Raw genomic sequence first — 8091 nt, 5'->3', positions numbered from 1 at the left:
CTGCTCGCGAACGAGTGGGCCGCGCGCGGGATCAACGTGAATGCGATCGCGCCGGGTTACATGGAGACCGACAACACCGCGCAGTTGCGCGAGGACAGCCGGCGCAGCGACGAAATCCTCGGCCGCAGCCCGGCCGGTTCGGGGGGCAGATAGCCCCAGTCGCCCTGTGATGCGGTGGCATTGTTCTTCGCCGCGCTCGACGAATCATCGGGGCGCTCTCGCGCATCGGGCGGAGAACGACCGTCGCGTTCATCGCGGTGCTGCGACGACGCAGACGATGGTGGTGTGCCCGCGTGGCGCCGATGCCGCAGCACCGCGTCGGCCACCCGCTCCACATACGACACCGTCACCGCGTCGGCCTGCTCCAGCGCGGCGAGCGCACGCGCCGCGCGCAGCATCACGAGATCGGCACGCAGCCCGTCGACAGCCGCGTCGATGCACAGCGCGCTGACGCGCGCATGGACTGCATCGTCGAAATCGAGCGCCGCGAGCCGTGCGCGTGCCGCGTGAATCCGGTCGCCGAGTTCGCGCTGTGCGGGTGCATGACGTGCGCGGAACGCGTCCGGATCGAGATCGAATGCAAGCCGCGCCTTCACGATCCGCTCGCGCTGCGCGGCGTCGAAGCAGTTCTCCAGCTCGACCATCAGGCCGAAGCGGTCGAGCAGTTGCGGACGCAGCTCGCCCTCCTCCGGATTCATCGTACCGATGAGCACGAAGCGCGCGTCGTGCGCGTGCGACACGCCATCGCGCTCGACGATGTTCACGCCGCTCGCGGCGACGTCGAGCAACGTATCGACGAGCCCGTCGGCGAGCAGGTTCACTTCATCGACGTAAAGCACACCGAGGTGCGCCCGCGCAAGCAGGCCCGGCCGGAAGCGCACGCCGTTTTCAGCGAGCGCGTGCGCGAGATCGAGCGTACCCGTCACCTGCTCGTCGCTCGCCGACAGCGGCAGTGTGACGAACTGCCCTTCGGGCAACAGCTCCGCGAGGCCGCGCGCCGCGGTCGATTTCGCGGTGCCGCGCGGCCCGCTCACGAGCACGCCGCCGAGCGACGGGTCGATCGCGGCGAGCAGCAGCGCCTGCTGCAATGCATCCTGCGCGACGAGCGCCGCAAACGGAAAAACCGCGCGGGCGCGGTGCGTCGTCGGATCGGTCATCGCCGTCCCCCTTCCTGGAGTTGTTCGCTCGCGAGCCAGACCGCTTCGATCCGTTCGCGATAGTCGCCCGGCTGCTGCCACAGGCCGCGCTGCATTGCCTCGACGAAGCGTTCGCAGATGCCGTGCAGCGCCTTCGGATTGTGCCGTTCGAGGAACGCGCGGGTGGCGTCGTCGAACAGGTACGCGTCGGCGACGAGCGCGTACTGGTGGTCGGACAGCACGCGCGCGGTCGCGTCATAGCCGTACAGGTAGTCGACCGTCGCGGCCAGCTCGGCCGCGCCCTTGTAACCGTGGCGCTTCACGCCGTCGAGCCATTTCGGGTTGACGACGCGCGAGCGGATCACGCGCGCGATTTCCTCGCGCAGCGTGCGCATCTTCGGCGCGACCGGGTTCGCGTGGTCGCCGTGATAGATGCTCGGCTGCTGCCCGGACAGATGCCGCACGGCCGCGGTCATCCCGCCCTGGAACTGGTAATAGTCGTTCGAATCGAGGATGTCGTGCTCGCGGCTGTCCTGGTTCTGCACGACGACGTCGATCGTCGCGAGCCGCTCGCCGAACACGTCGGCCGCGGCATCGCCCGCGCTGTTCTGTGCATACGCATGGCCGCCCCACTGGCGGTAGGCATCGGCGAGATCCGCGTCGGTCTGCCAGCGGCGCTGGTCGATCAGGTCCTGCAGGCCGGCACCGTAGCTGCCCGGCCGCGCGCCGAACACGCGCCAGCCGGCTCGGCGTCGCGCCTCGTCCGGCGCCACGCCCTGCGCGACCCATTTCTCGCGTTCGCGCTCGATGCGCGCGCGGATCGGGTTCAACTCCTCGGGCTCGTCGAGCGCGGCCACCGCCTGCACGGCCGCGTCGAACAGGTGCATCAGGTTCGGGAACGCGTCGCGGAAGAAGCCCGACACGCGCAGCGTCACGTCGATGCGCGGCCGGTCGAAGATCTCGATCGGCAGGATCTCGAAGTCGGTCACGCGGTGGCTGCCGTGCGCCCATTTCGGCCGCACGCCCAGCAGCGCGAACGCCTGCGCGATGTCGTCGCCGCCCGTGCGCATCGTCGCCGTGCCCCAGACCGACAGGCCGATCGCGCGCGGATAGTCGCCGTGATCCTGCAGATGGCGCTCGATCAGTTGCTGCGCGGATTTCAGGCCGAGCGACCACGCGGCCTGCGTCGGCACCGCGCGTGTATCGACCGAATAGAAATTGCGGCCGGTCGGCAGCACGTCGGGGCGGCCGCGCGACGGCGATCCGCTCGGCCCCGGCGGCACGAAGCGGCCGTCGAGCCCGCGCAGCAGCTGACGCATTTCCTCGCCGCCGCACGCGTCGAGCGCGGGCAGCAGCGTCGCGCGGACGCGTTCGATCACGGCAAGCGTGTGCGGCCAATCGCCGGGCGGTGTCGAGTCGGTGCCGGTGTTGCCGCCGTCCGCTGCACACAGCCCATCGAGCCATTGTTGCGCGAGCCGTTCGAGTCGCTCGCGCGTATCGCCCGCATGGCGCCACGGCGATGCGTCGAGCGCCAGCAGGATCGCCGGACGCGGGCCAACCCATGGCGCGGCCCAGTCGGCCGCGAGTGGATCGAAATCATCGCCGAGCGCGAGATCGCGTGCGAGCGCACCGATCAGCCCGGCGCGCGCACCCTTGCCGTCGCCCACCGGAAAGCGCGCAAGCGCGAGCAGCGTATCGCGCCGCTGTCGATCGATCGGCGACTCGCCGAACACATGCAGCCCGTCGCGGATCTGCGCTTCCTTCAGTTCGCACAGCCACGCGTCGACGCGCGTGAGCAGCGCGTCCTCGTCGCCCGTATCGCGCGGCGGCGACACGCTCAGTTCGTCGTGCAGCCGGTGCTCGGCGATCGTCGCGAGGATCGTCTTGCGCAGCAACTTCGCGCGCCGCGCATCGACCATCAGCGCTTCGTAGTATTCGTCGACCTGTCGTTCGAGATCCTGCAGCGGACCGTAGTTTTCCGCGCGCGTGAGCGGCGGCATCAGGTGATCGACGATCACGGCCTGGGCGCGGCGCTTCGCCTGGCTGCCCTCGCCCGGATCGTTGACGATGAACGGATACAGGTGCGGCAGCGGCCCGAGCGTCAGGTCGGGCCAGCACGCGTCGGACAGCGCGACGCTCTTGCCCGGCAGCCATTCGAGGTTGCCGTGCTTGCCGAGGTGGATGACCGCGTCGATGCGGTACGCATCGCGCAGCCAGAAATAGAACGCGAGATACGCGTGCGGCGGCACGAGATCCGCGTCGTGGTAGCTCGCGTAGTCGTTCTCGCCGCGCGAGCGCGACGGCTGGATGCCGACGAAGACGTTGCCCGCGCGCCAGCCGGCGATCGTGAAGCGCCCTTGCCGCAGCGTCGGGTCGGCTTCGGGCGGCCCCCAACGTTCGTTCAGCGCGTCGCGCACGGCCGCCGGCAGCCGCGCGAAACGCGCGACGTAGTCGGCCAGCGGGAAGCTCTGGAATGCGGGCCGCAACGCATGCACGGCCGCGTCGTTGGTCACGCCTTCGGTGAGCCGCGCGATCAGCGCGTCGCCGTCGGGCGGCAGGTCGGCCACAGCGTAGCCCGCGTCGCGCAGCGCCGCGAGCACGCGCAGCGCGGACGCCGGCGTGTCGAGCCCGACCCCGTTGCCGATCCGCCCTTCGCTTTGCGGATAATTCGCGAGAATCAGCGCGATGCGCTTGTCGGCGTGGTCGACCGTGCGCAGCCGGCACCAGCCGCGCGCGAGCGCCGCGACGAACGCGATCCGCTCGGCATCCGGCTGGTAGCGCACGACGTCGACCTCGGTGTGCGGACAGCGGTATGCAAGCCCCTTGAAGCTCACCGCGCGCGTGACGATGCGGCCGTCGACTTCCGGTAGCGCGATGTGCATCGCGATATCGCGCGCATGCAGGCCCTGGTTGTCGGCCACCCACGCGTCGCGATTGCCGCCGGACAGGATCACCTGCAGTACCGGCGCGTCGCCGGCGAGCACGTCGTGTTCGGGGCTGTCGATCGCGCCCGCCGCGAATGCGGTCGTGTTCAGCACGAGTGCTACGCCGTGCGTGTCGCAGAGCTGCGTGATGACTTCGCGGCTCACCGCGTCCTTCAACGACGTGACCGCGATCGGCAGCGGATTCAGCCCTTCTTCGATGAGCGCCTCGGCCAGCGCGTCGAACACGGCCGTGTTCGCGGCCTGCCAGTGCGCACGATAGAACAGGATCGCGACGACGGGCGCGCCGGGCGTCCAGCGCGGCCGCCAGTCGTCGACGCTCGCGCGGTCGCGCGCCGGGTGATACAACGCGGCGGCCGGCAGCGGGCGCGGCAATTCGGGTTCTTCGCCGAACCCGAGCGTGTGGAATGCAATGCTGCGCAGCAGCGCCTCGGCGTTGTGCACGCCGCCCTCACGCAGATAGCGCCACCACAGCCGGCACAGATCGGGCGCGACGGTGCTCTTCGCGACGAGGTTCGGGTCTTCCTGCAGGTCGCCCGAGAACATCGCGAGCTGCTGCCCGCGCTTCGACGCGAGCGACACGGCCTGCTCGATTCCGTACGGCCAGTACGCCTCGCCGCCGAGATGATCGATCACGACCGACTTCGCATGCTGCAGCACGTCGTCGACGTAGAAGTCGACCGACGCCGGCTGCCGCAGGAACGTGACGTTCGCGAGCCGCACGCTCGGGAAGCCGGCCGGCAGATGCGGCACGACGCTCGCGAGGAGCGACAGCGTCGTGTCGGCCGAGCTCAGGATCACGATGTCGGCCGGCTGCTGGTCGATCCGGACGACGCCCTGCGTATCGTCGACGAAGCCGCCCGGCGTGGTGCGCAGCAGATGCATCGTGCGTTACGCCTGTTGCGGCTCGGCCGCGCACGCGGCGTCGAACGCGCGTTGCAGCGCGGCCGCGTCGAGATCTTCGCCGATCAGCACGAAGCGGCTCGCGCGCGTTTCGCCGTCCTGCCAGCGACGGTCGAAATAGCTGTCGAAGCGGCGGCCGACGCCCTGGATCACGAGCCGCATCGGCGCGCCGGGCAGCGCGGCGAAGCCTTTCGCGCGATAGATCGTGTGTGCTTCGACGACACGCTGCAGCGCGGCGATCGTCGCTTCGCGCGTGCCGGCGTCGCCCGACACGACCACCGAGTCGAAATCGTCGTGATGGTGATCGTGATCGCCGTCGTCGGCCGAGCCGTGATGGTCGTGACGCAGGTGGATCGTTTCTTCCGATGCCGATTCGAGGCCGAGCAGCATCGCGAGGTCGAGCTCGCCGCGCGTCGCACGCACGATCTTCACCTGCGGCGGGATTTCTTCGCGGATCGCGGTTTCGATCTGCGCGAACTCGGCGTCGCCGACGAGATCGGCCTTGTTCACGATCACGAGATCCGCGGACGACAGTTGATCGGCGAACAGCTCGTGCAGCGGCGATTCGTGGTCGAGGTTCGGATCGGCGCGGCGCTGCGCGTCGACGGCCTGCGGGTTTTCCGCGAACTGGCCGCTCGCGGCGGCCGGCCCGTCGACCACGGTCACGACCGCGTCGACCGTGAAGCTGTTACGGATCGTCGGCCAGTTGAACGCCTGCACGAGCGGCTTCGGCAGCGCGAGGCCCGACGTCTCGATCAGCACGTGGTCGATGTCCGCGCGGCGCTCGACGAGCGCTTCCATCACCGGATAGAACTCTTCCTGCACGGTGCAGCACAGGCAGCCGTTCGCGAGTTCGTACAGCTGGCCCGCCGCTTCGCCCTGCGCGCCTTCGGCATCCTCGCAGCCGATGCCGCAGCCCTTGAGGATTTCGCCGTCGATGCCGAGCTCGCCGAATTCGTTGACGATCACCGCGATGCGGCGGCCTTCGGCGTGCTGCAGGATGTGACGCATCAGCGTCGTCTTGCCGCTGCCGAGAAAGCCCGTGACGATCGTGACGGGAAGCTTGCGTAGGGTCATGGTAGGTCCTGTGTCGAAAATGGAATCAGCCCGGGATCGTCGCGTCGATGGCGGCGTGGCAGTTCGTCTGGCGGATCGCGGGCATGCCGCCGCGCGATCCGGACGGACAGTCGCGGGACGGGCGGGACGACGAATCGGACATGGTGCTTCCTTGCGAACGGTCGACATCGTGAATGCCAACACGGCTGCTGCCGGCCCGGCTCGCGCTGCCTGCCATTCGCCACGCCGGCCGGCGCGGGTTCGCGCGGAGACGGATCGGTGGAGGAAGCGGGCAATGCGCGGGCGTCGGACCTGCTGCGGCCGTGGACGATGCGCCGCCTCCCCGCGGCGCTGAACCCCAACGTTTCGGCCGGTATCCGGGCTGACGAACACGCCGCTTCGCCTTCCCGGATGCGCGCGGCATCCAGTGGCGGTCGTCCGCATGCGCGTGGCATGCGGCGAAGCGGCGTTGCGTGGCGCATGCGCGCGACGCGTTCGCTTACCGTTGCGGGGGCAGCACAGGTTGGCTCGACTGCGGCGCAGGCAGGCTCCCTGTTTCCCGTTTAACTGCGCGCACCGGAGCGGCGCGCGCGAGCACCAAAACGCGTGCGAGTGTAGGCGGCGGTGCGGGGAGCGTCAAGGCGAAGCGGGCTGCCGGGCCCGGTTCCGAATGGCCGCCGCGCGTGGCCGGAAGCCGTGCGCGGCGGTTCGCGCGGGGAGTCGCTGTGCTATCGTAGCGCCGCGTTCGGTGCTCGCATGCGCATTCCGCGCCTGCAGTTAAACGGGAAACAGGAGGCGGACCACCGCCCGGCCTGTGCTGTCCCCGCAACGGTACGCCGCCCGCGCGACGCGCTTCCCCGCGCACGCGCCCAGGCCGCCCACGATGCCACTGCCCGTCAGCCGGGCGGGAAGGCTGCGGCCTGGCAAGCGGCCAGCCCGGATACCGGCCGACGCAAGGGGCGAGCCCGACGCTCGCCGAACGCCCGATCCGCGGGGGACGGATGAGGTGCGCATTCCCCCCGCGTCCGCGCGGGCTTCGTTCGATCCGCCATGGTTTACCTGTCCGCTGGCCGCCGCCGTGCCGCCCGCCTGCCCTTTTCCACTGTGACGACACGGTGCGCGCCGTGCCGCGCCCGATGAGCCGCGCCTGGCTCGTCGGCGCCGGCCCCGGCGACGCCGACCTGCTGACGCTCAAGGCCGTCCACGCGATCGGCGCGGCGGACGTGCTGCTCGTCGACGATCTCGTGAATCCCGACGTGCTGCGCCATGCGCGCGCCGATGCGCACATCGAGCACGTCGGCAAGCGCGGCGGTCATGCGTCGACGCCGCAGGAGACGATCGTCGCCGCGATGCTCGCGCATCTGCGCGCGGGCCGCAGCGTCGCGCGGCTCAAGGGCGGCGATCCGTTCGTGTTCGGCCGCGGCGGCGAGGAGCTGGCCGCGCTCGGCGCGGCGGGATTCCCGGTCGAGGTCGTGAACGGCGTCACCGCGGGCATCGCCGCGCCGGCCGCAATCGGCATCCCGGTCACGCAGCGCGGCGACGCGCAGGGCGTGATCTTCGTCACGGGCCACGGCGCGGGCGCCGACGAACCCGACTGGCGCGCGCTCGCGGCCACGCGCATGACGATCGTCATCTACATGGGCATCCGCCGGCTCGACGCGATCGCAACGGCGCTGCGCGAAGGCGGCTTGCCCGGCGAGACGCCGTGCGCGGCGATCGAGAACGCGACGCGCCCCGAACAACGCCACGTGCTCGCGACGCTCGACACGCTCGTCGAACGCATCGGCACGACCGGCATCGGTTCGCCGGCGATCGTCGTGGTCGGCCGCGTCGCGGCGTTCGCCGACGATCCCGCGGTACGTGCCGCGCTCGGCGGCGGCGCATGATGCGTGTCGCGCTCGGCATTGGTTTTCGCGCAGGCGTGACGGCCGCGCAACTCGATGCCGCGATCCGCGCGGCGCTGATGCCATACCCGGCCGCCGAACCGGCGCTCGTGGCCACGCTCGCCGACAAGGCGCGTGCCCGCGCGCTGCGCACGCAGATCGGAAGAGCAC

General features: G+C 70.5%; 4 protein-coding genes, 2 pseudogenes and 2 riboswitches. Of the genes and pseudogenes, 3 read left to right on the top strand and 3 right to left on the bottom strand.

Translation table 11 applies throughout. The features are described from left to right. Positions 1 to 60 precede the first annotated feature (60 nt). Entirely contained in the window at positions 61 to 153 is a 93-nt protein-coding gene (locus tag F3J15_RS38180; protein ID WP_275692419.1) for a hypothetical protein, read from the top strand. Here the strand turns inward: F3J15_RS38180 and F3J15_RS36485 are convergent. The 3 genes and pseudogenes from F3J15_RS36485 to cobW all read right to left on the bottom strand — a co-directional run. After that, a pseudogene (locus F3J15_RS36485) lies at positions 123 to 1157 on the bottom strand (ATP-binding protein); the annotation flags it as partial. The gene F3J15_RS38180 and the pseudogene F3J15_RS36485 sit on opposite strands and share 31 nt — an antisense overlap. Next, positions 1154 to 4963 (bottom strand): cobaltochelatase subunit CobN, encoded by a 3810-nt coding sequence (gene cobN / locus F3J15_RS36480; RefSeq protein WP_166897515.1) that lies wholly within the window; start codon positions 4961 to 4963, stop codon positions 1154 to 1156. The gene cobN and the pseudogene F3J15_RS36485, both read right to left, overlap by 4 nt. Before the next feature lie 6 nt (positions 4964 to 4969). Next, on the bottom strand, positions 4970 to 6058 hold the full coding sequence (gene cobW / locus F3J15_RS36475) for a cobalamin biosynthesis protein CobW (RefSeq protein WP_089445615.1): 1089 nt from the start codon (positions 6056 to 6058) through the stop codon (positions 4970 to 4972). 329 nt (positions 6059 to 6387) lie between these two features. Then, a riboswitch (cobalamin riboswitch) is annotated at positions 6388 to 6654 on the bottom strand. 112 nt (positions 6655 to 6766) lie between these two features. Continuing rightward, positions 6767 to 7004: riboswitch (cobalamin riboswitch) on the top strand. Positions 7005 to 7173: 169 nt separating this feature from the next. On the opposite strand from cobW, the gene cobA reads away from it, so the two are divergent. Beyond that, entirely contained in the window at positions 7174 to 7923 is a 750-nt protein-coding gene (gene cobA / locus F3J15_RS36470; RefSeq protein ID WP_166897513.1) for a uroporphyrinogen-III C-methyltransferase, read from the top strand. Further along, positions 7920 to 8091: pseudogene (locus tag F3J15_RS38005) on the top strand (cobalamin biosynthesis protein); the annotation flags it as partial. The gene cobA and the pseudogene F3J15_RS38005, both read left to right, overlap by 4 nt.

It is taken from the genome of Burkholderia sp. Ap-955, assembly GCF_011753045.1.
Taxonomy (GTDB): Bacteria; Pseudomonadota; Gammaproteobacteria; order Burkholderiales; family Burkholderiaceae; genus Burkholderia; species Burkholderia lata_D.
The sequence above is the reverse complement of the archived record's forward strand: the minus strand, read 5'-3'. Positions and strand labels throughout refer to the sequence as shown.